The organism is Capsulimonas corticalis (assembly GCF_003574315.2).
Classification (GTDB): domain Bacteria; phylum Armatimonadota; class Armatimonadia; order Armatimonadales; family Capsulimonadaceae; genus Capsulimonas; species Capsulimonas corticalis.
Map to the genome: position 1 here is coordinate 1,787,219 of NZ_AP025739.1, position 21,142 is coordinate 1,808,360.

26 protein-coding genes are annotated in these 21,142 nt (G+C 60.4%); 2 read left to right on the top strand and 24 right to left on the bottom strand.

The features are described 5' to 3' along the window. Positions 1-7: 7 nt before the first annotated feature. Complete coding sequence (locus D5261_RS07485) at positions 8-3,553, bottom strand: hypothetical protein (RefSeq protein WP_119322716.1); 3,546 nt, start codon at positions 3,551-3,553, stop codon at positions 8-10. Positions 3,554-3,607: 54 nt separating this feature from the next. Here D5261_RS07485 and D5261_RS07490 point away from each other — a divergent pair, with 54 nt between their 5' ends. Continuing rightward, positions 3,608-3,838: a hypothetical protein gene (locus D5261_RS07490; protein WP_119322715.1), complete on the top strand. Its 231-nt coding sequence runs from the start codon at positions 3,608-3,610 to the stop codon at positions 3,836-3,838. Between the two features lie 8 nt (positions 3,839-3,846). Here the strand turns inward: D5261_RS07490 and D5261_RS07495 are convergent, their stop codons facing one another. The 20 genes from D5261_RS07495 to D5261_RS07590 all read right to left on the bottom strand — a co-directional run bounded on the left by D5261_RS07495 (position 3,847) and on the right by D5261_RS07590 (position 18,416). After that, positions 3,847-4,050 (bottom strand): hypothetical protein, encoded by a 204-nt coding sequence (locus D5261_RS07495; protein ID WP_119322714.1) that lies wholly within the window; start codon positions 4,048-4,050, stop codon positions 3,847-3,849. A gap of 14 nt (positions 4,051-4,064) precedes the next feature. Continuing rightward, positions 4,065-4,475 carry a hypothetical protein gene (locus D5261_RS07500; protein WP_119322713.1) on the bottom strand — a complete coding sequence of 137 codons (411 nt, stop codon included), beginning with the start codon at positions 4,473-4,475 and terminating at the stop codon, positions 4,065-4,067. Between the two features lie 68 nt (positions 4,476-4,543). Then, positions 4,544-5,476, bottom strand: coding sequence for a hypothetical protein (locus tag D5261_RS07505; RefSeq protein WP_119322712.1), 933 nt, complete (start codon positions 5,474-5,476; stop codon positions 4,544-4,546). Between the two features lie 62 nt (positions 5,477-5,538). Next, complete coding sequence (locus tag D5261_RS07510) at positions 5,539-6,150, bottom strand: hypothetical protein (protein WP_119322711.1); 612 nt, start codon at positions 6,148-6,150, stop codon at positions 5,539-5,541. 19 nt (positions 6,151-6,169) lie between these two features. Beyond that, on the bottom strand, positions 6,170-6,703 hold the full coding sequence (locus D5261_RS07515; protein ID WP_119322710.1) for a phage virion morphogenesis protein: 534 nt from the start codon (positions 6,701-6,703) through the stop codon (positions 6,170-6,172). A gap of 17 nt (positions 6,704-6,720) precedes the next feature. Further along, positions 6,721-7,074, bottom strand: a complete 354-nt coding sequence (locus tag D5261_RS07520; protein ID WP_119322709.1) for a hypothetical protein — start codon at positions 7,072-7,074, stop codon at positions 6,721-6,723. A gap of 9 nt (positions 7,075-7,083) precedes the next feature. After that, the gene (locus D5261_RS07525) at positions 7,084-7,518 is read right to left on the bottom strand and encodes a hypothetical protein (protein ID WP_119322708.1); all 435 of its coding nucleotides are present in this window, start codon (positions 7,516-7,518) and stop codon (positions 7,084-7,086) included. A 30-nt stretch (positions 7,519-7,548) separates the two neighbouring features. Beyond that, the gene (locus tag D5261_RS07530; RefSeq protein WP_119322707.1) at positions 7,549-8,193 is read right to left on the bottom strand and encodes a hypothetical protein; all 645 of its coding nucleotides are present in this window, start codon (positions 8,191-8,193) and stop codon (positions 7,549-7,551) included. After that, complete coding sequence (locus tag D5261_RS07535) at positions 8,193-9,050, bottom strand: hypothetical protein (protein WP_119322706.1); 858 nt, start codon at positions 9,048-9,050, stop codon at positions 8,193-8,195. The genes D5261_RS07530 and D5261_RS07535 overlap by 1 nt, the downstream gene beginning before the upstream one ends. Positions 9,051-9,138: 88 nt before the next feature. Continuing rightward, complete coding sequence (locus D5261_RS07540) at positions 9,139-9,645, bottom strand: hypothetical protein (RefSeq protein WP_119322705.1); 507 nt, start codon at positions 9,643-9,645, stop codon at positions 9,139-9,141. A gap of 98 nt (positions 9,646-9,743) precedes the next feature. Continuing rightward, positions 9,744-10,997 carry a phage major capsid protein gene (locus D5261_RS07545; protein ID WP_119322704.1) on the bottom strand — a complete coding sequence of 418 codons (1,254 nt, stop codon included), beginning with the start codon at positions 10,995-10,997 and terminating at the stop codon, positions 9,744-9,746. A gap of 37 nt (positions 10,998-11,034) precedes the next feature. After that, positions 11,035-12,444, bottom strand: coding sequence for an HK97 family phage prohead protease (locus D5261_RS07550; RefSeq protein ID WP_119322703.1), 1,410 nt, complete (start codon positions 12,442-12,444; stop codon positions 11,035-11,037). A gap of 87 nt (positions 12,445-12,531) precedes the next feature. Next, positions 12,532-13,839: a phage portal protein gene (locus tag D5261_RS07555; RefSeq protein ID WP_119322702.1), complete on the bottom strand. Its 1,308-nt coding sequence runs from the start codon at positions 13,837-13,839 to the stop codon at positions 12,532-12,534. A 52-nt stretch (positions 13,840-13,891) separates the two neighbouring features. After that, positions 13,892-15,568: a terminase large subunit gene (locus tag D5261_RS07560; protein WP_119322701.1), complete on the bottom strand. Its 1,677-nt coding sequence runs from the start codon at positions 15,566-15,568 to the stop codon at positions 13,892-13,894. Positions 15,569-15,590: 22 nt separating this feature from the next. After that, positions 15,591-16,157 carry a hypothetical protein gene (locus D5261_RS07565; protein WP_125206101.1) on the bottom strand — a complete coding sequence of 189 codons (567 nt, stop codon included), beginning with the start codon at positions 16,155-16,157 and terminating at the stop codon, positions 15,591-15,593. Next, positions 16,108-16,734 (bottom strand): ParB/RepB/Spo0J family partition protein, encoded by a 627-nt coding sequence (locus D5261_RS07570; RefSeq protein WP_119322699.1) that lies wholly within the window; start codon positions 16,732-16,734, stop codon positions 16,108-16,110. The genes D5261_RS07565 and D5261_RS07570 overlap by 50 nt, the downstream gene beginning before the upstream one ends. Positions 16,735-16,880: 146 nt before the next feature. Next, positions 16,881-17,207 (bottom strand): hypothetical protein, encoded by a 327-nt coding sequence (locus tag D5261_RS07575; RefSeq protein ID WP_119322698.1) that lies wholly within the window; start codon positions 17,205-17,207, stop codon positions 16,881-16,883. 12 nt (positions 17,208-17,219) lie between these two features. Then, positions 17,220-17,573 (bottom strand): hypothetical protein, encoded by a 354-nt coding sequence (locus D5261_RS07580; RefSeq protein ID WP_125206100.1) that lies wholly within the window; start codon positions 17,571-17,573, stop codon positions 17,220-17,222. Between the two features lie 222 nt (positions 17,574-17,795). Continuing rightward, positions 17,796-18,032 carry a hypothetical protein gene (locus tag D5261_RS07585; protein WP_119322696.1) on the bottom strand — a complete coding sequence of 79 codons (237 nt, stop codon included), beginning with the start codon at positions 18,030-18,032 and terminating at the stop codon, positions 17,796-17,798. A gap of 165 nt (positions 18,033-18,197) precedes the next feature. Then, the gene (locus D5261_RS07590; RefSeq protein ID WP_125206099.1) at positions 18,198-18,416 is read right to left on the bottom strand and encodes a hypothetical protein; all 219 of its coding nucleotides are present in this window, start codon (positions 18,414-18,416) and stop codon (positions 18,198-18,200) included. A gap of 108 nt (positions 18,417-18,524) precedes the next feature. Here D5261_RS07590 and D5261_RS07595 point away from each other — a divergent pair, with 108 nt between their 5' ends. Next, entirely contained in the window at positions 18,525-19,250 is a 726-nt protein-coding gene (locus tag D5261_RS07595; protein WP_125206098.1) for a PEP-CTERM sorting domain-containing protein, read from the top strand. Between the two features lie 52 nt (positions 19,251-19,302). Here the strand turns inward: D5261_RS07595 and D5261_RS07600 are convergent, their stop codons facing one another. The 3 genes from D5261_RS07600 to D5261_RS07610 are packed head-to-tail and all read right to left on the bottom strand — an operon-like array spanning position 19,303 to position 21,139. After that, positions 19,303-19,824, bottom strand: a complete 522-nt coding sequence (locus D5261_RS07600) for a hypothetical protein (protein WP_119322694.1) — start codon at positions 19,822-19,824, stop codon at positions 19,303-19,305. Beyond that, complete coding sequence (locus tag D5261_RS07605) at positions 19,824-20,783, bottom strand: hypothetical protein (protein WP_125206097.1); 960 nt, start codon at positions 20,781-20,783, stop codon at positions 19,824-19,826. Before D5261_RS07605 ends, D5261_RS07600 begins: the two co-directional genes overlap by 1 nt. Before the next feature lie 2 nt (positions 20,784-20,785). Next, entirely contained in the window at positions 20,786-21,139 is a 354-nt protein-coding gene (locus tag D5261_RS07610) for a hypothetical protein (protein ID WP_125206096.1), read from the bottom strand. Between the last annotated feature and the right edge of the window lie 3 nt (positions 21,140-21,142).

A 21,142-nucleotide genomic window follows, 5' to 3' on the forward strand; every position in this document is an offset into this window, starting at 1 on the left:
GGCTCGGTTAGTTGTGAGGGAGGCCTGGGACGGCGGCGCCCAGCCCCTGCTGGTCGGTGGTACCGCTCTTGATCGTTCCGGTCATCTTCGAGCGATTACTGCCGTCCTTGACGGTGATATCGCCCTTGATGGTCAGGTTCTCCAGGGACTTCTGAAGCGCGGCGATGGCCTGCGCCAGCCCCTGCGCTGTCGTGTCTCCAGGGTGCGTGACGGCGTAGTCGCGGCCGCCCGCCGAGATGTCTCCGGTCTCTCCCACGAAGTCCAGACCGGATTTGCGCTTGAAGAAGCCGAAGTTTCGCACGGCGATGCCGGCGTATCCCCGGCCTTCCATATCGGCCGCGACGCGTGCGGGAGACGGAAGATCACGCCGCTCGAAGCTTCCGCCGCCGATGGAAAGCGCCGGCAGGTTTTTGTAAAAATCCGCGTCCGCTGATTCGGCGAGGTCCGTCACTTTTCCGAGCAGCTGATTGCGCTGCAGCGCGATCGCCGGCCGCAGGACATCGAACTCGGACTTCGACATCGTGCCCTGCGCCTTGGCGACCTGGGCGTCGTATCCGGAGATGTCTTCCCGCGCCATGCGCAGCGCTTCGGAGCGAAGCGCCGACACATTTCCCGGCTCCAGGAAACTGCGGCCGACGCGAGACAGCGCGCCCTCGACATCGATCTGATGTCCCTGATCGACGGGCTCCTGGGAGAACTGCACCTCCTGGAAGCGGACGCCGATCTGCTGCATCCGCATTCGCTCCGCCGCCTCTTCCGCCTCGCGGCGCGCCGGCTCGGCGATGCGCGGATCGCGCGACTTGTCCAGAAGCAGAGAACGCTCGCTCTCCATCTGACTGATGACGTCGGGCAGCAACGGATTGACGACATCGGAGCCGCCCGTGAGACGCGCGATCTGTGCGGTCGTGCTCGCTTTGTCGATCCCGGCTCCCGCGATCGCAAGCGACGCGCCGTAGAACGCCGTCGCCTCCTGTCCCGGCAGCGCGTTCGCCGCCCGCCGGGTCGATGTCAGCTCCTGCTCCTTGCGGTTGTAGTCGTCGACGGTCAGCCCGCCGCGCTGCAATTGCTCCGTGAGCGCCTGGATCTTTGCCCCATAAGCAGCCGCCTCCGCTCCGAAAGCGCTGCTATATGAGGACGGACCCGCATAGGCGAGCGCGCGCTCCACGCCAGCCTGAGCGTGACCTACATCCAGATTTGTGCTGTCGATCTCCTGTCGATCGATGCTGCGCGCGTAGTCGTATCGCTCGCTCTGAGCGGACGTTTCGATCTGGATCGCTTCGGTGAGATAGCCAGCCTTCTTCGCGGAATCCGCATATGGGTCTGTCTGCGCCAGTTTCCGAAGATGAGCTGCTCTGGCTACCTGTGTGTCCAGCGACTTGTTTTCGAGAACGGCGAGACCCTGGTAACTCCCTCCCGCGAGCAGACCAACGGTGAGACTGTATTGATCTTCCGATCGAGACAAGCCATACCCCGCGCCGACGGCGTCCTCATCCGGGTAATAGCCTGCTTTCTTGGTGCTGGGGGCAACGGATCGAAGGCCCAAGATTTTCGAATCGTCAACATCGGCGGAAGCCAAGAGCTGGCGTTTAATATTGAGCGTTTCTGGATCGTTTTTCGTGAGAGCTGCGGCCGCTTTACGCGCCATGTCCGCGTCACGCTGCAATCCGCGGATCTGCGACGATACCCCCGCCTCGATGCCTGGGAGAGCTGCGCGGATGGTGGATCCATTGCCGCCGTAGATCATATCGAGCTGAAGGCGTGCGCCGACTGTGGCCGAAGCGGCTTGCCCGGAGAGGACGTCCGATTGCGCCAGGTTGTGCGCCTCGAACGCCGCACGGATTGCTGTTTCTTGCTGACCGAGCGTCGGCGCGCCAGGAAGCGTCTTCGGTTCGTGCTTCAGTCGATCGAGCGCCGCCTCGTAAGCGTCATCCTGACTCGGTTTTCCAACATGAGACCAGTACTCCGAGCTAAAGGGGTTACTGGTCTCCCGCGTGTAGCGATCGGTGAACTCCTTGTCCTTGACGTACTGAGGATTGGCGTACGTCATGTCGCGCACCGCTTCCGCATGCGCCAGGGCGGTGTCCATTGCATCGTAATTGCCGGACAGAGCCGCCGCATTCGCAACGCCCAGATAATCCTGCTGTGATACGCCGGTGGTCGGCCCGGATCCGTACTTCGCGCGAAGACCGCCGAAGAATGGACTGCTGTCGAGGAAGCCGCCGAGCGTCGTGACGTTGTGATCGAACGCCACACCCATCGAGCTCTGCAACTGGCCGAATTCGTTGACGGATCCCGCTGTGACCGGACCGTTCTGTCCGAGTTTCGTGAGAGTTTCCGCAAGCTCTTTCGCCGCCGGCGTTGCGGCGTTGCGAAGAGCATTGGTGAACTCCTCGACAGCGTCCGCGCCGCCTCTGCCGGATCCCAGCATTTCACCGGCGCGCTGCTGTGCGTAGGTATGCCCCGTTCGGTAGGTATCGAGCAGATCTTCGGCGGTTTGCCCAATCCCCTGCCCGATGAACTGGCCCGCAAGCGATCCGCCAGGCCCGCCGACCCTTCCGCCAATCATTGTTCCGACCAGAGATCCTGCCAGCGGAAAAAGACTGCTGCCCGCTTGCTCCCATGATTGCCCGGGAAGATACGCCTCTCCACTCATCATGGGGTCAAGCGCCTTGGTGACACCCGTAGTGACGGACTGAAAACCGTATCCAACGGCGAAACCGAGCTCCTGGCTCGTTTTCATCGCCTCTCTAGACTTACCGCCAGGAAGGCTCTGACGGAACGAGTCTTTCTCGGCAGCGAGGCGTTGCGCCGGCGTCGCCTCACCGCGCTCGATCAGGTGGTCGCGAAACGCCTCCTCCATCTGATCGGCTTTGCCGGTGTAGCTCTCGCGAAATGAGGCGAATTCATTCAGTTGACGTTCGGCAGGCGTGGGCTCGCGCGGCGGCGCCGGCCGCTCCGCGAAGTTCTGCACCATCTCCGGCCGCAGCGCGTTCATCGACTGGCGGGTGACAGGGATTCCTCGGTCCAGCTGGGTCTGCATCCATGCGTCGGATGCTTCGTCGCGATATCCTTGGAAATCCGAGGCGAAATCGACAGCGGCATCCACGACAGACGGATCGAGAGGCGTCGGAGCAACTTTTGCCGCGCGCGCTTCGGCGCTGCGCGCCCGCGCTTCGGCCGTGCGAATGGTGGCGTCCGCTTTCGCTTCCGCCGTCCTGGCGATTGCGTCCGCTTTTGCCTGCGCCGCCGCCGTCTCTGCCTGCCGCTTGATGAGGTTTTGGTCAGTGTTATCCCGAACCTTTTGTGTCTGTAGGCGCTGGCGCTCGGCAACCTCTGGATTTTGGCGGCGCTTGCGGCTTGGCGCGGCCGCCGGCGTCTCGCCGAGATCCGTGGCATCTTTGGCGGCGAGATCGTCCACAATCGAATCCACGTCAGCGGACGGACTCTGGGCGGATCCTCCGTTGATTTCCTCAGCACGCGCAGTAAGCAGATCCAGGGCATCCTGGCTGTCGATCCGTGCGGTCGACCCAATAATTCCGTCATCATTGGCCATAAGGGATGCAACTTTCTGAGGGATTTCGTGCCTAACGGAGTAGGGAGATCATTTATGAGTGACTGGGCGAATCAGCAGCTGCAAGAGCATGAAGATCGGCAGGCGGAGAAGATTGCGGAGGCGATCGACCGCGATGCTCGCGCCCGCCATAACGAGGTTCACGGACCGCAGCCGTTTGACCAGACCGCGAAAACCGTGTTGATCTGGGCCGCGATCATCGTCATCGTCGCCATTCTAATGATTTGCCAGGGTATGTCGCTGAGCAATGCGCCAGCCCTACGTTAACGCATACGTCAGCCACCTTGCTGCTTCAGCATCATGCTCAGAAGCCCAGACTGCCGCTTGGCTTCGTAGTTCGCGTAGCTCGGGCACTCCTGAAGCATATGGACCGCGATGGCGCTATACGCCGTCAGCGGAGCCTTGAGCACAAAATCCCAGTCTCCCGAATGAGCCGCGCGCGCCCAGAGCAAAAAAGCCGCGCCGGCCTCGCGCGGCATTTCCCCGCAGTTTTCTAGGTATTCTTTGTGATCACGGAGCGCAGCTTTTTTAGCAGTTCCTGCTCCTCCACCGTCATCTCATCGCCCACCAGAGCACGAAGGCCAAACTCTGCGAGCACAGGGTAGGGCGCGGCCGTCTCCTTCGTCGAATTCCAATCCACAACAAGAGCCGACGCGAGATACTTTCCCTTGTGGAAGTGCATCGCATCGCGGTCATATGTCCCTGACGGTCCAATCAGCCCGGCGCGCGTGGCCGAGACGGATGCGTTGTACTCGTCCTCAGCGGTCGTCTCGCGCTTCACGGGAAATTCCCACGCATGGCGCAGGTTCTCTGGAGTGAGTTCGAACTGCTCCGGCGTGATGACGAGGTGCTTGCCCGCCAGCTTGACGGAGTGGATCGTGATGGTTTTGACAGCTTCGTTCAAGTGAGTGCTCCTTGGATAGATAGGTGTGGAGTGCAGGAAAAGATATGAATGCCTGAAACGAAAAGGCGTTAGACGTAGGAGGCAATGAACGGATAGGCCGGTGTGTTAGTGGCTCCAGCCGCCTTATCGAAGATCGTGTACGAGCGGCCGCCGTTGTTGACCTGGTCCGGTCGGAGTGTGAGCCCTAGGGCGTCGTACGAGGCGGCGAAGTCGCGCACCATGGAGTGCGTGCCGTCTCCGCTGGGCGAAATGATCTGGAGCGGATAAGTTCCAACGGCGGCGGGCAATGGATTTGTTGGAGCCCCGTCTGTTTGCGTCAATGCAATGTTGCCGTCCAGCATTCCCAGCAGGAAGCCCGCGCCAATCCGGTTGACAGGGTCCTTCATCGCCTTCACTTGCGCAAGATTGTTGTGCAGGGAGTAATTGTAGGATTCAATGTAGTCATAGATCGTCGGCGAGACCTGGCCGTCCGTGAACGACATATTCCCGAAGGTGGACAATCCGACTCCATTCGTCCCGACCGTTGCAGGCGCCGCCAGCGTGGGAGCGCCAATCGTATCGTGCGGGTCGCAGATCACGGCGCGCAGGTTGCAGCCGATGAGTTGGTCCTCGCCGCGCACGCCAAAGCTCGCGCCCTCCGTGTAGTCCTGAAACCAAACACCGCCCGCCTTGATTGGTGTGGCCCCGCCGTATTTGATGATATTGATCGCCCAAGCATTCTTGGCGGTCGAGCGTGGACCGAATGCCTTGTTGAGGAACTGATCCAGACGACGATCAACGCCTAAGACGAAATCAAAAGTCAGCGATCCCAGCACGATGCCCAGAACACGGTTATGCAGCCGGCTTGCGCCGTCAATGGTTTTGACATAGCCGGCGTTTTCCGAAATGTTTTCGCGAATATTGGTGCCTTCGAATGCATACACAGTGGTGTCGCCGACCTGCTGAAAAAGCAACACGCCGTCGTAACCTTCGTGCCCGAGGGGCGCTACAAAATCTGCCATAGTTCGATTCTCCTGTCAGCTACCCGCTGACGTTACAGCCCCAGACCATTGCGGTGCGGATGCTATTGCCCAAGCGCGTTCGGGCGTCCGACGTTGCTGTCGATTTTTGCGATGTGTGTGATGAGCCAGCCGCGTGTCCGGGTAATCGTGTCCGCGCCGGGCGTGGAATTCGTTGGAAACGTCATCGGCCGCGAACCGGTCATCATGCAGCTGCGGAACGTCCCGCCGCCGGCGATCAGCGGCTTTTGATTATGGGGATTGACCGGCTTGATCTTGGTATTCGCGCTCTGATTGAGACAGTCTCGGATGGTGTCGGTGCATACGCTGAAGAGCAGCTCGAAATCCTCGGGGAAGTTATTGGCGCTCCAAGGCGTCTTGATCCGGATCTGAGTGCCAAAGATGTCTTGCTGGGCTCCGCCGCCGCCCGCTCCCAGCCAGCCGATATCCTCGCCCGAACCGACGATGCAGATCGTCGGCTCCTGGATATTCATCAGATCGCCGATGACGACATTGACGTCCGCAAACTGAGGGATTTTGCCGGAGGGAACGCCGGCGGCTCCCATTTGCAATGTCAGGTTCATATTGATGGACGGGACCGCCGTCGCGATCAATATCGCCTTGAGCTGACGGCTGAGGGCCTGCCGGTAGGGATATCCCGTTATTTGTACAGCCATGCTATTCCACACCCATGATCTATTGCACCACACTCACGATCTCAACGCCCTGGAGAGATCCGCCCGTCGCCTCGGCGATGTAGCGCCGAAGAATCTCATACATCTCATCGATCTCCGCATCGACCAGCGCGACAAGGATGCGCTGCGGGACGCCACGGCCGAATTGGTGGAAGTAGGCTTCGGGGGCTTCGTCGATGTTGATCCCAGTCGTGACGCTGTCCGGAGTGAGGAGGATCGTCTCGCCTATCTCGCTGGCGATTCGTCCTTTGCGCACGAGGTCCTGATCGGGATAGCCAAGGCGCTGTTTCTGCGTGACGGTGTCGACCGCGAGCTCTTCCCACGGATATCCGAACGTCGCTCCCTTATCGTCGAAGTTCTTTTGCTGGTACCTGGCCATCACCAGGCCCCAGTCGTCGAGGACCGGGCCGAGATGGGCAAGCGCCTCCATGAGAGGCTCGACATCGCCGTCGGGGATGAGCTCCGGATGCACGACGATCGAGAAGATCACCGTCTGCGCCGGCTGGATGGCGGTCCCGCCCTCGGATTGCGTCATGAGGTGTCACCGGCGATTTAGCTTTCGGCCGCATCACCCTTCTTGGACTTCACCGCCTTGACAGCGCTATCCGCCACCGGCGCGTCGGGCTCGGAAGCGGTTTCGCGCGAAACCGCTGCTTCCGTCTCATCTTCCGTCTTCCCAGCTTCGACGTCAACGATGGACGGCGCCCAGCCGACGGGACGCAGTGCGACGTTGCAGCGCGCGCATCGCTCCACATGGGTCTCGTGCTGACACAAAGCGCAGTTCCAGCACGGCGCGCCATTGTTCACGAACGGCGACGCAACTTGCGCGTCCGCTGGCGTCTCGGCGGCTGTCTCGGTTATCGGGGAAGTTTCCGTGCGGAAATTTGTGGTGTCTTCGGTGGGCATTGGTGGTTCCTATTCCTGGTCTGGCGGCGCATAATCGGTGCGCAGTCCGGTAGTGGGATCGGCGGTCGCGCTGTCTGGCTGAGGCGCGCGGTAGCAGACCAAGCCGTAGACGCTGGTCACGCCTTGCTTTCGCTGCCGCAGCACACGCAAAATCGTATAATTGTCACCGTCCCATGTGACTGCCTGCTGTTCCCGTGGCTCGCCGCTTAGCGCGAGCGCGGCCACTTCGACCATCTGCAAGTCCGCGTTTGCTGCATTTACCGATCCTTCCGGCAGATACTGCGGCGCGGAGCTTGGGGAAATAGGATCCACGGTCGCGCGCAGTGGCGTCGTTGCGCCGACGACCGTGGATTGTCCGTTCACCACGACCGGATCACCCATCTTTTGGATGTGTTGGAGTTTCTGTTTGGCGACGCTATTGCCGATACCATTGGTAACGATCATGGATTTAAACTCTCTTGAAGTGCTGCGTGATTAAAACTCCGAGCGGCGATAATCCTCGGCTGTCGTCTCGAACTTCAGCTTCCATTGCTCGGCCTGGGCGGAGAGCGGACTGACGCTGCCAGAGGCGTACGTGACATCGTCGACCTTCGCCACACCGTTCGTGATCGAGAACTCGACTTCTGGTTTCGACTCGTAAGCCGCCTTCTGGAGGATCGCCTGCCAGGCGTCTTCGGGAACCTGCGCGCAGTACCCCCAACGTCCCATCACATGAATACACTGTGGCGGTCCCATGATCGGCGTGAAGAATTCGATCTCCTGGAACGGTTCGCCCTGAAGATCCGCATTGTCCGGGCGCATCCAGAACTGGATCCCCTGCGTGTAGTTCTGGCCGTTCATGATCAGCGAGTCGAGCGAGATCAATCCGCCGCGAAGATCGAGCACGCGGCCGCCGCCCCGGATCCCCCCCAGCGCCGCCTGATGCTGCCGAGGCCCAGGCGGATCGAAGACGCGCGTGGACGAAGCGCCGGCCAGGAACGGGAACCAGCGGGTCTTCTTCTCCCACTCCCGGATCGCAGAGTCGATCTTCTGCCCCGCGTTGAATTTGGGGGAGAGCTCGACGCCAGCGCTCGCATAGAGTTCCACCAGGTCGAAGCCCGTGGGGTACGCGTCGTACATTAATTCGTCTCCGTCGACGTCGCGGCGTTGCTATAGGTCTGCGCCGACTTATTGGCTTTCGGACCTCTGATCGCCTTATCCGACTCCGGTGCCATCGCCTTGCCATCGGTTTCGCGCGAAACCGGTAAGGCGTCTTTGGTTTCGATGTCCACGGGCGTCTCCTTTTGCTCGGCAGTCTCCGAACCTGTCGGCGGAACTTCACCTGTGGATGCTTCCTCAGGAGCAGCCTTTGTGAAAGACAGGAATTCCGCCGGAACTTGGATCTTGCCGGCGTCAAGCTCGGCAGTGAGGATCCGTTTATACGGCGAGGATCCTTCCAGGGGTGGGCCGATCATTGCGTTCTCTTCCGTACTGTAAGCGCCAACCAAGCAGGTATCACCGTCTTCGCCAGGCGCAAGCACGATGTAAACTTTCGTCGGCAGCGGCGCTTCTACGGGCACAACAGCAACGGGCGCATCATGCGTGACCACCACCGGAACTTCACACGCGCCGGTCGCTTTCCCATCTGGAAGCGCCGTATTGAGCGGGATCGTTACAACCTGATCCAGGATCTCGCGCGCCGCGACCGCCGCGTCATCTGGATCCAGGAAGGCGCCGACGATGCGGACATGATCGTTCTCATTGGCCGCGCCGATCACGATCGTCACCTCGGTCGGCTCATGATATCCATGGAAGCCTTCGGCGTCCTGGCGCTCTTCTTCGATCTCCTGCCGGGGATCTTCGTAAATGCCATACTTCTTCGCCAGGGCGTCGGAGATTTCGCAGCCGGCTCCGACCAGCAGTTGATTGGCGTCGGGGTGGCTTGCCTCGACGACCTGGTTGTCTTGTGTGAGATAGAGTCTGCGCTTCGAAATCATCCGTCGTCTCCTTGGGCGGTATTAGCCTGGGGCAACGCCCAAGGCAGTATCAGGCCGGCTGCACCGAGCCAGCAGACTGGGTCAGGGATTAGGTCTGCAATCCGACCTTGGTCCAGGTCGGCTTCGCGGCGGTGCCCGTGTTAATGTAGGCGATCGCATTCGTGGTGTCCGTCAGCGATGCGCCGGGGAGCGAGCCGCGCGCGGTGCCAGAGACGCCATTTGTCGTGCTCGCCACCGATACGACGCCGCCAGTGGCGAGCGTGTTATCGACGGAGATCATCGGGACATCCAGGCCGCTGAGCTCGCCGCCGAACGTGCAGACGATCGGAGCGGTCCCAAGCGGTCCGCCGGTGCAGATGACGTTGCCGGCATTGATGGAGCCGAGCCCCTGGAGGGCCGTTTGCAGCGCGGCCGCGCTCACGTTGAAGGGGAGCTGAGCCGTCTGTCGGTTGCCATAGGTAAACGGGATGGTTCCGCCCGTCGCGGCTCCGGTGATGGTATGCACTTCGTCGACGCCATTGACGGGAGCGCCGGCGTTGTAGCGCGGCCCCAGTACGTTCGTCGAAATGTTGTTGCCGGGAGAATTGTTGGCCATGCTTATTCCTCACCGCTCGCTGCGGACCGACAGGCCAGCAGCGAGCGGATATGCGTATCGAGGTTCAGAGGGTCGGGATTACTGCCCCCCTGTGGCGATTAGAGGCCCTGAGCGACGCAGATCGCCTGCGCGCGGTACATCACCCAGGCGGCGCGGATCATCGCGCGGATGGCCAGCTGCCCACGCGCGAAGAAGTCGGCGTGGCTGTCGCTGACGCTGAACTCGATGCCGTTGCGGAAGATCAGGGAGGTGTACGTGGCGAAGTCCACAACGGGGGCGTTGCCGAGCGTCACGTTGACGTGCTGCGCGACCGGCAGACCGAAGATCGTGTTCGGCCCCTGCTGGCTCGGATCGCCGTACAGATACTGGCCGGTGGTCGTCTTCAGCAGGCGCACGTTCTGCCAGTCCAGCGGGTTCATCCAGATGCCGGACGGATCCGCGAAGCCCTGCGTCATAACCTTGACCATCGCTTTATAGATGCAGTCCGGAACGACGTCCGTTCCCTTGTTCTGGGTCAGGATATTCGGCTTGTTCAGCAGTCCCAGCATGTTGCTGCCGGTTCCGTCGCCGACAACGATCTGGCCGTTGAGGCGCTGCTTGATCATCAGGCCAAGACGATTGTCCACGGTGTCGCGCAGGCCGCCCACGTCGGCGAGCTGCTCCTCGGTGATGGGGATGAAGACCGGGATCTTGACCACGTTGACCGATCGCTCATCGTATTTCAATGCGGCTTCCGGGCTCAGCGCCGCTTCCGCCGTCTCTGCGGCGGCGTTCGTATACACCGTCTCTTCCATGTACTTGTATACGGACTGATCGGTCTCGCCGGTGGGGACCAGGTCGATCAGGGTCGGCTGCGGCTGTGGCGAGTAGACGAGGCGGCCGGACCGGACGGACTGCGGCGCGTAGCCGGCGCCGCTGCTCTGGTTGTCCTGCATGACTGTTTTGTAGTCCAACCCGGTGAGCAGCGCCTTGTAATCAGCGCCCTCGATCTCGGACGTCGGGCCCTTGCGGCCGTTGATGCTCTTGTATGCGGCGCTCTCGATGAACTGCTCGCCGATCGACTTCGAGGAGATCTCGCGCGCGGCGGATTTCGATCCGCCGAACTGGGGGCGAGCGCCGGGCGCGGTCAGGCCCGCGAGCTCCTGCTCGTTCTTCTGCTCGATCTCGAAGAGGCTCTTTGCCTCCACGTACTTCTCCTGAAGTCCCTTCAGCTCGGTCTCGCGCTGATTGACCTCGACGATCTGTTCGGTCGTCAGTTTCAGCTCGCCGTCGACTTTGTTTTTGCTGAAGAAGTCCTTCATCTCTTCGCGCTTCGCGTGAAGGTCGCGCGCCAGCGCTTTCATATCTGCCATTTGTGCTTGCTCCGTGGGGTGATTGGGGGGAGGGCGTCTATTCGACGTCCATAAGGTCCACTTCCAGTTCGAGGAAACGAGCGTACGCGCTGTTGGCGATATCCGCAGAGACAAGCTCTTTCCCGGATAAGGTCTCGTTATCAGAGACCTGAGCGCCAACGCCCAGTTCGTCCACAGTGGGGGCTGGGGCCTTAGCTGCGACGAGCTCGGTCGTATCGTTCGTTTCCGCAGGGGAAGCGGGTGTGGCTCCCAGCAGCTCCTCGACAGTCTTGCAGGCAGACTTCATGGACTCCAGGTGGCCGGCGAGTCGACCTTTCGTCGCCTCGCTGAGGTCGCGATCATCCTGTACGCGTAGCGCCTTGATGGCGGCCGTACGATCAGTGAACTCCTTCACGGTAGCAAGCACGCGCTCGGAGTGGGTAGTGAGCTTCTCGCCGGCAGGCAGCGATTTGCTCGAAAGTTCAGGGTTGTTGAAATTCAGCTGGAGGGACTTGGCCGCCGCGATCGCGCTCTCACCCGTCCCGGTCATCAGTGCGCGGTATGTCGCGACGACAAACGTCTTGAACTCATCACACGCCGCTTCCAGGGTGGAAACTGCATCCTCCACCGGAAGGAGAGTGCGGGTGTATCCGTCCTCATCGTCATAGTCCCAGCTGCCGTAAACGCATCCATAGAAGACCCGGTAGAACAGCGCGTTCACGAGCGTATCCAGCGCCTCGTAGGTCATGTCGCTTTCAATATACTGACCGAGATACTGCGCCTTGACCTCAATGTCTCCGGCCTTGATCGTCTTGCTCTGAAGCTTGAACCATGCGTTGTCAAACTTGAGCGATGCGTTTTCCTGGGGCATATTGTTTTCCTTCAACGCCGGCTGGGACTGCGGCGCGGGCGTGACGCTCGCCGGCGCCGTCGCGGCGTCGGCAGGCGTGGACTGTGCGCCCGAAGGCGTCTGCTTGACGCCGATCAGCGCCGTTTGGGGATTGCAGCCGACCAGTACCGGCGACCACTCGTAAAGGTCGATCACGATCAAATCGCGGACCTGGGTTTTGCTGTCGATACTGTCCTTGCGCGTGACGTAGCCGATCGAGAACTCATCGACTGTCCCGAAGTCGAGATCGCTGAACGCCTCGCGGCCGCGCTGCGTGTTCAGATTGAACTGCCCCTTGACGTAGAGGCCGCCAAGCTCGGCGAGCTCCGCCGGGAGAAGCGGATCTCCCGGCAGCAGCTCCTTTGCTTCCAGTGTTTTGGCGACGGGGATCATCCAGTCGTGCATCCAGACGCCCTTGGGGTACTTGCGCTCCAGCGACTGCGTGAACGCGCCGGCCTTAATGCGCTCGCCGGCGGCGTCGACGTTGTCGAACACCGCCACGATCGCCTCCATAATGCCCTGAGCGCTGTCCAGGGTCTTCACGCCGTATGCCGGCAATGTCTTATAAAGGAGATCCATGGGTTATCTTTCGAAAAGTGGGACTGCTCAGCTCGGGCATGTCGTCGCCCTCGGCAACGGGCGTCAGCCCATCGCCTTTCACATAGCTCATGCTGCGTTCTCCAAGGGGGGCTGTTTGGGCAAAGCCGGCGCGACGGGTTTGGGCGCGCGGATCTTTTGGTTCTCCGGATCGCCGGTCGCTTTGTAGCCCGCCGCCTCGCGCGCTTCGTCGGGAGTGATGAAGGGACCGCCGGCGGCGTTCTCCAGGCGCTCGAACAGAGCGTTGACGTCGTCCTGAAGCGCGCGAACCTCGCTCAGGTCGAATCCGCAGCGGTATCGTCGATCCGTCTCGAAGTCCGGGAGCAGCTGAACATCGAGCTGGAGAGCGATGCGCCGATACATGGGGATCAGGCAGTTCTCGTAAGCCGCCTTCCTGGCTTCCTTGTAATTGGCCATTGTCCCGTGTTCGAGGCCCGCCAGGAAGTTCACGACGATCGGGGAAAGGCCGAAGGCGGCGGCGATGCGCGTTTCAGGAATGCGGCGCATGAGGCCGACTTCAAGGTCGCGCGGCGAATGGCCCATCCCCTGGACATTGATCGGGGTGTTCCAGACGAACGGCTCGCCGCGCTTGTCCCCGCCGAACCGCTCTGACCAGTTGTCGACCAGCTTGCGGCGATCTTCCGGGGTAAGGGGCGTCGTGGCGGCCTGGGGAGCGATGATCAGGCCCGGGATGCCCATGTTGCGCAGGATCGCGGCGTTGAAGGTCGCCGCCTCGTTGTCCGTGCAGACTTCGCGCAGCTGCGCCTTGAGACGGGACAAACCTTTGCGCCCCCGGGCGTCCGGATCCGTTCCGTCTCGCAGGTGGACGATCTGAGACGGCTTGTAATAATACTTGCGCCCGTTGACGGTGTAGATGTACTGGGTGATGAACTCAGAGCCGTCACTGGGATAATCCGGCTCGATCATGGATGCCGGGATCCACCAGAGTTCGGCGACGCCGATGGCATTGGGAACCTTGATCCAGTAGGCGTTGCCGTCAGTCGCCAGATCCAGGATTGTCGCCGCCCAGAGCACGTCGCCGCCATAGAACGGATTGGGCTGAGCGAGCAGCAGGCTCAGCGGGTGGCCGTGATCGGCAACCGACTTCCCTGTCGACACCACGGTCTTGCGAACGACGAACGGCGCCTCGGGAAAGTTGTCCTGCATCCAGGAAAGGACGATACTGACGAGGGAGTTCTTCCAGAGATCGCCGGCTTCGCGCTCGTAATTGTAATTTGAGCCTGGGAGCCAGTTCCAGAGACCGCCGCGCCCCCGGCCCGCGCTCGAAAAGACGGGCCGCCCTTTGATGAAGTCACCGGCGGCCTTGAATGACGCCGAGATCTTGCCCGCGATTGCGCCGGCGGCTTTGAAAAACATGTGAACTCCATGGCCGTGGGGACCAAGCCGGCTCGATCATCTGCGGATGAAGTTATGTCCACTCCATCTTCACGGTGCGCGGCCGCAGCCGGAGCATGGCGTTGCCGAGCGCGCAGGAGATCACGGCATCGTCGTGCGCTTTACCGTCGCCGCCGGACTTGCCGCCTGGCTTGTGAACGTAGCTGAGCAGTTGCGCCACCGTGCGCCGGCTGTGGAGCTTGAGATCCTTCTCCAGAATGCTCGTCGCGAGCTCGCTCAGGATAAACGTCTTGGATTTGTGCGTTGTCGGCCAGCCGGCGCGCCGGGATCCCGGGTTCTTCGTCTCGTCGAACTCCTGGTGCATGTAGATGCCGGCGGGATTGCCCTCGTTGGCCTCAGGATAGTGCGCCGTGTAGAGGATCGCGTTGATGACGGCGTGGCCGTGGTTGTTGCGCTCGACGCCCAGAAGCGCGGTGTTGTACCAGAATCCAAGCTCCGCGAGCATCAGGCCGTAGGTGTGCGTGTCCCATCGGCCGTGCAGCTGCGCGACCTGCTCCCAGGTCTCGGCGTCGAACACATCGGCGCTGTCGTAGTCGTGATCGCCCGATTCCGTGAGACCTTCCGCCGTATCCGCGCCAATGACATAGCTGCGGCCGGCAACAGGCGGCTTCCAGACGAAGAAGACATTCTTCGCCCAGTCGTCGTCGCTGGTGAAGTTCTGGGAGATGCGCGATTTGGCCGACTCCGTGCGCAGCAGCGGAAACGTACCCGGGATGACGACATCGGTCAGCGGCTCGTGCTCGGGAAGCTTGAGGGCCTTGGACAGATCCGAGAGGAACTCGCGGTCGAAGTAGGGATTGCCTGAGGTCAGGAACGCCTCTTCCGGGCAGGCGGGATATTCCTGGGCAAATTTGGCTCCGAGAGATTTGATCTTCCGGCGCCGCCACATGAGTTGCTCGTTCGTTACGGCGTAATCCAGAACGAGCTTGTTCTCTTCTTCCGTGCGAACAAAGCCTTTTGGGATCTCGCCGATCTGATAGAGAGGGTGCTGCCACCAGCCAAAGAAGCGGGGATGAAAAACGGAGTCGCCTTGTTCGGCTTTACTGTATTCGGTCTGGTAGTAATTTCCAAAGCCGTTGGCGGTCGTTTCCAAGACGATGTTTCCGTCATCTGGCACCGATTCCATAAGACCAAGCACGATGTCTTCCGCATTCGGCCAGAACGCCACCTCGGAGCCGTGGACGTTGTTCACGGTGCCGCCACGCCCGGTTTGGCCGGCTCCGGCGGTTCCGACAAAGAAATACGAATCCAGCTCGGGCCAGAGGTACTCACGGCGGTTTGCGTACTTCGTTTTGGGCTGGAGCTCACCAGGAAGCTGCTTGTAATAGCGCTTGACGATCTCGAACATCTTTTCCGTCGACCGCGCATCGTGCGCAATGACGACGGTCTGTGTGTTAGGATTAGCAATCGTATCCAGGAACATGAGCGCGAGGATCAGCGTGGTAAAACCAAACTGGCGCGCCTTTAGCAGGATTTCTCTCAGACCGCGCAGGGAAACGGGACTCCAGCGCCATCCTGGACATAGGACGTCCAGATAGAAGCATTGGACTTCGTTCGGCGCGAAGACGATTGTCCGGCGATCCTTTGTGCGGATCTTCAGCAGCCCGAATGAGAGAAGCAGGGACTGGCGGTGGAAGACTTCCTGGGAGTAGCTGTCGTCGTCATCGATAATCGCAAAGCGACGGACCAATCCAAGCTCCGCAGCCGCCTGGTCAAGTATCCGTTTCCTCGTCGCTCGCATCGCCCATACCTTTCGCCAATCGCTCCAGTTGCCGGACGCCGACGACTTCGGCCTTGAGGTCGAAGGCGGCGGCGCCGATTGTGGCGGCGTAACGCATAAACTGGCAGGCGGTGTTTACGGTAATTTTTTCCGCTGGCGCTTTGTCTTTTTGAGGAGCGACTTCCGCAAGGCGGCTGATCGCAATCGCCGTCATGAGCTCTTGCCCTTTGATCAGCTTTGAGGCGAATGCGTGCGCGCTTTCCCGGTACTCACGAAGCTCGGCGGCTTGCGCTTCCTGGGCCGCGGTCCTCGCCTCGTGAGCTTTGTCGACATCAAAGGCTTCGCAACGCTCGACCCAGCGGAATAAAACTGACCAAGGCTCGAAATTCGCCTTAGTTTTGCCTAAGTTTCGCCCTAGTTTTGAGAGTGAACGGCGAGGTCCCATATCCCGGTAATCACAGAATGCAGCAAACGCTTTAGGCGTTTCTCCGGGCATTTTCAGCCAGTAATTAACTTCGTCTTCTGGCTCTGGGAGGCTTTGCGCTGAGGATGGATTCATCGACGGTTATTCTCTGGCTATTCCAGCCGATATCGGTGATCTTTGCGGAGACATGCTCCTGTTCGTCCTCATCGCTGCAAAGCACGAAGACGCCCAGTTGCTTACGCTTCGGCGATTCTTCGTCTGGCTCCGGCGCTCCGGGAGGGCTGTCCAGGCCTGCAAGGCGGTTGATTAGATCGTCGAGAAAGTCGCCGTCATATCCTGTCCCCTCCAGGCCTTCATCCGTCTCCTGCGCGAGCTCGGACAACAATTCCGCCAGGGCCGCTTCATTATCGGTGCCCAGGCGAGAGGTGCGGTTGTCAGCCAGCAAGATGCGGAGCGCCGCCTCATCATCCACATCCACCCACATGACCGGCAGGCGATCGTATCCGAGGCCCTTCGCCACCTTGTAGCGGTGATTGCCTGCGAGGATAAAGCGCGTGCTGCGCTGCACGACGAGGGCGCCGAAAAAGCCATTGGCTTTCATGCTGCTCTCGATCGCGCCGTAGTCGCCCTGGTTGACGTTGCGGGGATGCTCGATCAGCCGGCCGATCTCGACCATGTCGAAGTCGCCGGCGTCGCTGAGATGTCTGGGCATGGCGTTGTGTCCGGAGGGGAGTGTTTGCCGGCCGCATCAGTCGATGCTCCATTGGCCTGTGCGCGGCCGGCAAAGCGTGAAAAGTCAGCGATCCAAGGATTTAAGTGGCTCGGCTTCGAGGGCGTGGCGGGCGTTCAGAGTTCGTGTCATGGCGTTGTCTCCGTAGGGGGCGAGTGAGTTTCGGGAACGCCGATGGTGCGCGCCGTCTGGCGGATCCGCACGACGGCGGCCGCGTCCTGCTCCTCGATCTCGCCGAGGATCTCCGACATGTCCGCTAGGCACTGGCCGAAGTCGAGCATCTTGAGCAGGACTTCGAGAGGCTCCGTCAAAAACTTCCACTTGAGCAGGGCGCGATCTTTGGGAGTGATATGCTTGGAGATATCGACGGTATGGGCCGGGAAACTGCTGCGCAGGGCGTTCGCGGACGGGGGACGAACCGGACGCACCGGGTCCCCTTTGGCGGTTCTGAACATGGTCAGCGCCTCCTACGCGGCCAGGGAGAGCTGCTCGCGGCGCTTGCTGCCGGCATACTCAATATATGGCACGCCAGAGAGGCCGTAGAGCCGGAAGGAGTCGAGCGGGTATGAACTGCCCAGACGCTTCGACTCTTCCTTCGCGTCCTCGTAGGCTTCCAGAGCAAGGCTTGCCTCCGTCATCGAGCAGCGCTTGATGATCGTGATGCGGCGCAGCGACATGCCGAGCGAGAAGAGATAGGCAAAGGAATATTCGTCTCCCGGATGGGCGCTGATCGTATGGGAAGTGTCGGATCCAATCGTTGCCGGGGCGGCGTCACACGAAGTCGATTTGGGGGCGGCGTGAGCCGCAGACATTGCGAGCATAAAACCTCACTACACGGGGAGACGAACGAAAAAGAAGGCAACAAAAAAACCGCCTCCATCCGGAGAGCGGTTTTTTTACGATTTGAGCTTTCAGACCTAGCATGAGCTAAGTGGTTGCAGAGGCATCCTGCTGTGCCGGAAAGTTGTATGACATCATTATTGCACGGCTTTTTGCAGGCGTCTAGGGGTCAAGGGCTGTATTTTTTCAGCCCTGAAATCTTTTTAGTGTCCATCCGCTTTCTCGATGAACCTTTTCGCCTCGACCAGCGCGCGCGACGCCGTCCCCGCGCTCACCTGGGCGCCGTATTTGATCTGCTCGATGGACGGCCATTCCCGTTTCACATCGTGCTGTTCGATGCACCAGGCGCGCGCCGTCTCCCAGCGATGCCAGCGTCGAAGGGTTCTGGCGTCGCGCAGTACGGTCTCGGATAATTGGACAGTCCCAGGAGGAGTCAGCATCGTTCACTGTCACCTATGAAGATCATTATCGTTCACCGTCACCTAAAGATTACTCGAAGGCTTGGCGCCCAGCGGGAATGCAAGAGCGCCTTCATCGAACCGGGGGGGTACAAGTCCCCGTATGCGAGATGATTATTGCGCAGATGGATTTTGTTGTCTAGGGAGTTAGCGCACTCTTTTTTCACTATTGAAAAGTTGCCTCCTTGCCGCCTTGAGCGCGTTACACGCCGTACCGGCGCTCACTTCCGTCTGCCCCGCGATCTGCTTAATCGCGGGCCATTCTCCTTTATCCTGAAAGTAGATCCATGCCCAGTTCGCCGCCTTCAGCGTGCGCTTCCAGCGGCGAGACGGGCGCGTAGGTTGTGAATTCGGTTCTGCTTTCATAATTGGTTCCTTTCGTGAGCAATTGATTGTCAGTTTGGCAACACTCTTGCAGTGATCAAATATAGCGGAAAGATTCTACTGCATCCGTCCAATTTGAAGGAAATCACCATGGCGAAATTCTTACCCGTTGCTGCCGTCGCGTTGTCCCTAGCTGCATTCTCCGTCGCGGCCTATGCCGACCAGACGATCACCTTCACCGGTGTGGTTTATGCCACATTCAACGCACCGCTCGGCGCGAGCCTCGGCGACACGTTTACCGAGTCCTACACGATCAAAAACGGCGCAACCAATGCTGGCAACTCGCAGCATGCATCTTACTACAGCCAAGCATCTCACAACCCTAGTGATGTCAGCGTCATCATTCAGTTCAACAACCATACGATTACAAGCGCCACTCCCGTGTTAAACGACCCAATCACGCAAAACGACGATATCGCCGTGAGTGCGGATAACGTGGATGATCCCAGTTCCCATGACCATCTCCAAGGCAGTGTAACAATAAAGTCGGGCGGCGTTTTTACGAATATTTCCTCGTACGTCTATCTAAGTGGTCCGAGCAATACCGTTCCAGGCCCTTTGACATCTATTGCCCCAACCATTACTGGCTCTGGGCTTACGGATATCTCGCAATGGGAATTCACTGATTTCGATTTCGCGGCAACAAACGCAAATGGTGGCTCGGGTCAGTTCGGCGGAAAAATCACGAGCATCTCGTCGACCATTACCGGTAGCGCCACCGTCCCGGAGCCCGCTCCCATCGCCGCCTTCGGAATGGGCCTTCTGGGCGTCTTCGGTCTCGCCCTGCGCAAGCGCAAAACCGTGTCCATGTCCTAATCCTCTCCTGGCGCTTACCTCAGCGGCTTCGATGGAAGCCGCTGAGAAGTTGTTAAGCCGCCTTCCTCAACGCAAAGCTCAGCGCGTCTTCCCAGCCAAGAACGGTTCTCGGCACGGCGGAGCCAAGGTTGTAGTCGATCCCTGGAGTTGGCGCGAGCGGGAAGGTCTCACGAAGATCCGGCCACCGCCGCGCCGCCATCACCGTGGCGATGTACCCAGCAGTGGCCATGCAGTGATTGATACGTTCGACTACATCTTCCACGCCAAGCTCTAAGAGATGGATCTCAGCCTTCGCATATCCTCCCTTCCCCACACTCTGAACGATCACCGCGCGGCCTTTACCAAGGTCGGCCATATAGGCGCGGCTGTCTTTGTCGTGTATCCACGGCAAGGCGGGCGGCGGAGGCTCCAGCAATCCGCGGCGACCTGCGAACGACGCCAGCGCCAGGCGCAATACGGCGGTTCGGCTCAAGTTGTTACGCGTCGCGTACTCGTCTATTGCGAACACGACGCCGTAGGATACCGGGCCGCCTACAACTTGGTCGGGAGCACTTCCAAAAGGAATATCGGCCATCACTCCACCTCCGCATTGGTGTCGATTTCCCCGATGACGGCAATGGCGCGTAGTTGCCTCACGGAAAGAAAAGGCAGTCCCAGGTATTGGCGAAGCAACTTCGCGAGCCGGATCTGCTCGCGAATCTCAGGAGTCGGTTTGGTGATGCTGTACAGCTCACCGCATTCCGTGCAGCCCTTGGGACACGGTTCGGGGTTGAGATTGCAGAGTAGACGCCCCGTCTCAATCGAGTAGCGGAACGCAAGCCAGGGATCGACGCTGTCACAGATCGTTTCGGAGGTCACGGAGTAGATCGTATCGATCTTATACGATTTGTCGCCGTCCTCATGATGCACGACAGCGATCTCGTCTCCAGCCTTGAGCGAACGCCGCCAGGTCAGTTCCTCTTCGGCCCTCGGCGCGGGCTCGGACTTGACCAGGCCGCAAAGGTGCGCGATCGCGTGAAGCTCGTCATCATCCAGCTTCTCCATATCGACCTTGCGGATGGCGCTGATCATCTCATGGCGGCGCAGCAGACGCTTCCCCTCGGCGGTGGGGCGCACGAGGCGGAAGGCGGCCTTTCCGCGCCGGCGCTCAATGCCCGTCTCGATATCGAATGCGAAGCCGCCGGCGTAGATGCGGCCGCGCTCAATCCGGTCGATGGAGCGGAAGGATTGCCACCACTCGTTGATGTCCATGATCTCGAAGGCGATCTCGTCGCCCTTGCGCAGGGAGCGCCGCCACGTCAGGTCTGGGTCGGAGGGCGCGGGCGGGGCTCCCAACAGGGCAGGGGAGCCGGCGGTCACGATCTGCTCTTCTACAGCCCCAGCGACCACCAGGGACGGCCTGTATAGGGGTTTGGCGGCGGCCGGAGCTTCCGTGGGGCTATCGAGGCTCACGCGCGTATGGGAGAGAACACACGTCGTGCGCAGCGTCTTGGTTGGCTGGTATTGGTTCGGCGTGGTTGTTAGGTTCATCATATTCATCCCATCGCTCCTAATTCGTATTTCCAGGTGTCGACGCAGTGGTCGGCAAACTCATCGTCGGGGTCTTCGTAGCCGCTGAGCGTCACGGGACTGAGGTTCAGGCAGACCGCTTCCAACTGGGCGAGCGTCTGCCGGCACTTCTGCGTCATCTGTGCTCTCGTCAGTTTGGCGTGGACTTCTCCGGTGCGCAGGAAGTCGACCTGGCGTCCGCAGGAGCGGTTCAGACGTCTCGCTTCTCCCAGGAGATCGGCGCCCGGTAATTGTGTTGGGTTTGTTGGGCCATTTCCCGTATAAACAGGTGGCTGGTAAGTGTTGGTGCGCATGGCTTCCAGAACTTTTAAAGGTGTCATAAT

Bases quoted from the DNA above. Each gene is read 5' to 3' on its own strand.
- D5261_RS07485 (WP_119322716.1), bottom strand. From the start codon at position 3,553: ATGGCCAATGATGACGGAATTATTGGGTCGACCGCACGGATCGACAGC.
- D5261_RS07490 (WP_119322715.1), top strand. From the start codon at position 3,608: ATGAGTGACTGGGCGAATCAGCAGCTGCAAGAGCATGAAGATCGGCAG.
- D5261_RS07495 (WP_119322714.1), bottom strand. From the start codon at position 4,050: ATGCCGCGCGAGGCCGGCGCGGCTTTTTTGCTCTGGGCGCGCGCGGCT.
- D5261_RS07505 (WP_119322712.1), bottom strand. From the start codon at position 5,476: ATGGCAGATTTTGTAGCGCCCCTCGGGCACGAAGGTTACGACGGCGTG.
- D5261_RS07510 (WP_119322711.1), bottom strand. From the start codon at position 6,150: ATGGCTGTACAAATAACGGGATATCCCTACCGGCAGGCCCTCAGCCGT.
- D5261_RS07515 (WP_119322710.1), bottom strand. From the start codon at position 6,703: ATGACGCAATCCGAGGGCGGGACCGCCATCCAGCCGGCGCAGACGGTG.
- D5261_RS07520 (WP_119322709.1), bottom strand. From the start codon at position 7,074: ATGCCCACCGAAGACACCACAAATTTCCGCACGGAAACTTCCCCGATA.
- D5261_RS07525 (WP_119322708.1), bottom strand. From the start codon at position 7,518: ATGATCGTTACCAATGGTATCGGCAATAGCGTCGCCAAACAGAAACTC.
- D5261_RS07530 (WP_119322707.1), bottom strand. From the start codon at position 8,193: ATGTACGACGCGTACCCCACGGGCTTCGACCTGGTGGAACTCTATGCG.
- D5261_RS07535 (WP_119322706.1), bottom strand. From the start codon at position 9,050: ATGATTTCGAAGCGCAGACTCTATCTCACACAAGACAACCAGGTCGTC.
- D5261_RS07540 (WP_119322705.1), bottom strand. From the start codon at position 9,645: ATGGCCAACAATTCTCCCGGCAACAACATTTCGACGAACGTACTGGGG.
- D5261_RS07545 (WP_119322704.1), bottom strand. From the start codon at position 10,997: ATGGCAGATATGAAAGCGCTGGCGCGCGACCTTCACGCGAAGCGCGAA.
- D5261_RS07550 (WP_119322703.1), bottom strand. From the start codon at position 12,444: ATGGATCTCCTTTATAAGACATTGCCGGCATACGGCGTGAAGACCCTG.
- D5261_RS07555 (WP_119322702.1), bottom strand. From the start codon at position 13,839: ATGTTTTTCAAAGCCGCCGGCGCAATCGCGGGCAAGATCTCGGCGTCA.
- D5261_RS07565 (WP_125206101.1), bottom strand. From the start codon at position 16,157: ATGAATCCATCCTCAGCGCAAAGCCTCCCAGAGCCAGAAGACGAAGTT.
- D5261_RS07570 (WP_119322699.1), bottom strand. From the start codon at position 16,734: ATGCCCAGACATCTCAGCGACGCCGGCGACTTCGACATGGTCGAGATC.
- D5261_RS07575 (WP_119322698.1), bottom strand. From the start codon at position 17,207: ATGTTCAGAACCGCCAAAGGGGACCCGGTGCGTCCGGTTCGTCCCCCG.
- D5261_RS07580 (WP_125206100.1), bottom strand. From the start codon at position 17,573: ATGCTCGCAATGTCTGCGGCTCACGCCGCCCCCAAATCGACTTCGTGT.
- D5261_RS07585 (WP_119322696.1), bottom strand. From the start codon at position 18,032: ATGCTGACTCCTCCTGGGACTGTCCAATTATCCGAGACCGTACTGCGC.
- D5261_RS07590 (WP_125206099.1), bottom strand. From the start codon at position 18,416: ATGAAAGCAGAACCGAATTCACAACCTACGCGCCCGTCTCGCCGCTGG.
- D5261_RS07595 (WP_125206098.1), top strand. From the start codon at position 18,525: ATGGCGAAATTCTTACCCGTTGCTGCCGTCGCGTTGTCCCTAGCTGCA.
- D5261_RS07600 (WP_119322694.1), bottom strand. From the start codon at position 19,824: ATGGCCGATATTCCTTTTGGAAGTGCTCCCGACCAAGTTGTAGGCGGC.
- D5261_RS07605 (WP_125206097.1), bottom strand. From the start codon at position 20,783: ATGATGAACCTAACAACCACGCCGAACCAATACCAGCCAACCAAGACG.
- D5261_RS07610 (WP_125206096.1), bottom strand. From the start codon at position 21,139: ATGACACCTTTAAAAGTTCTGGAAGCCATGCGCACCAACACTTACCAG.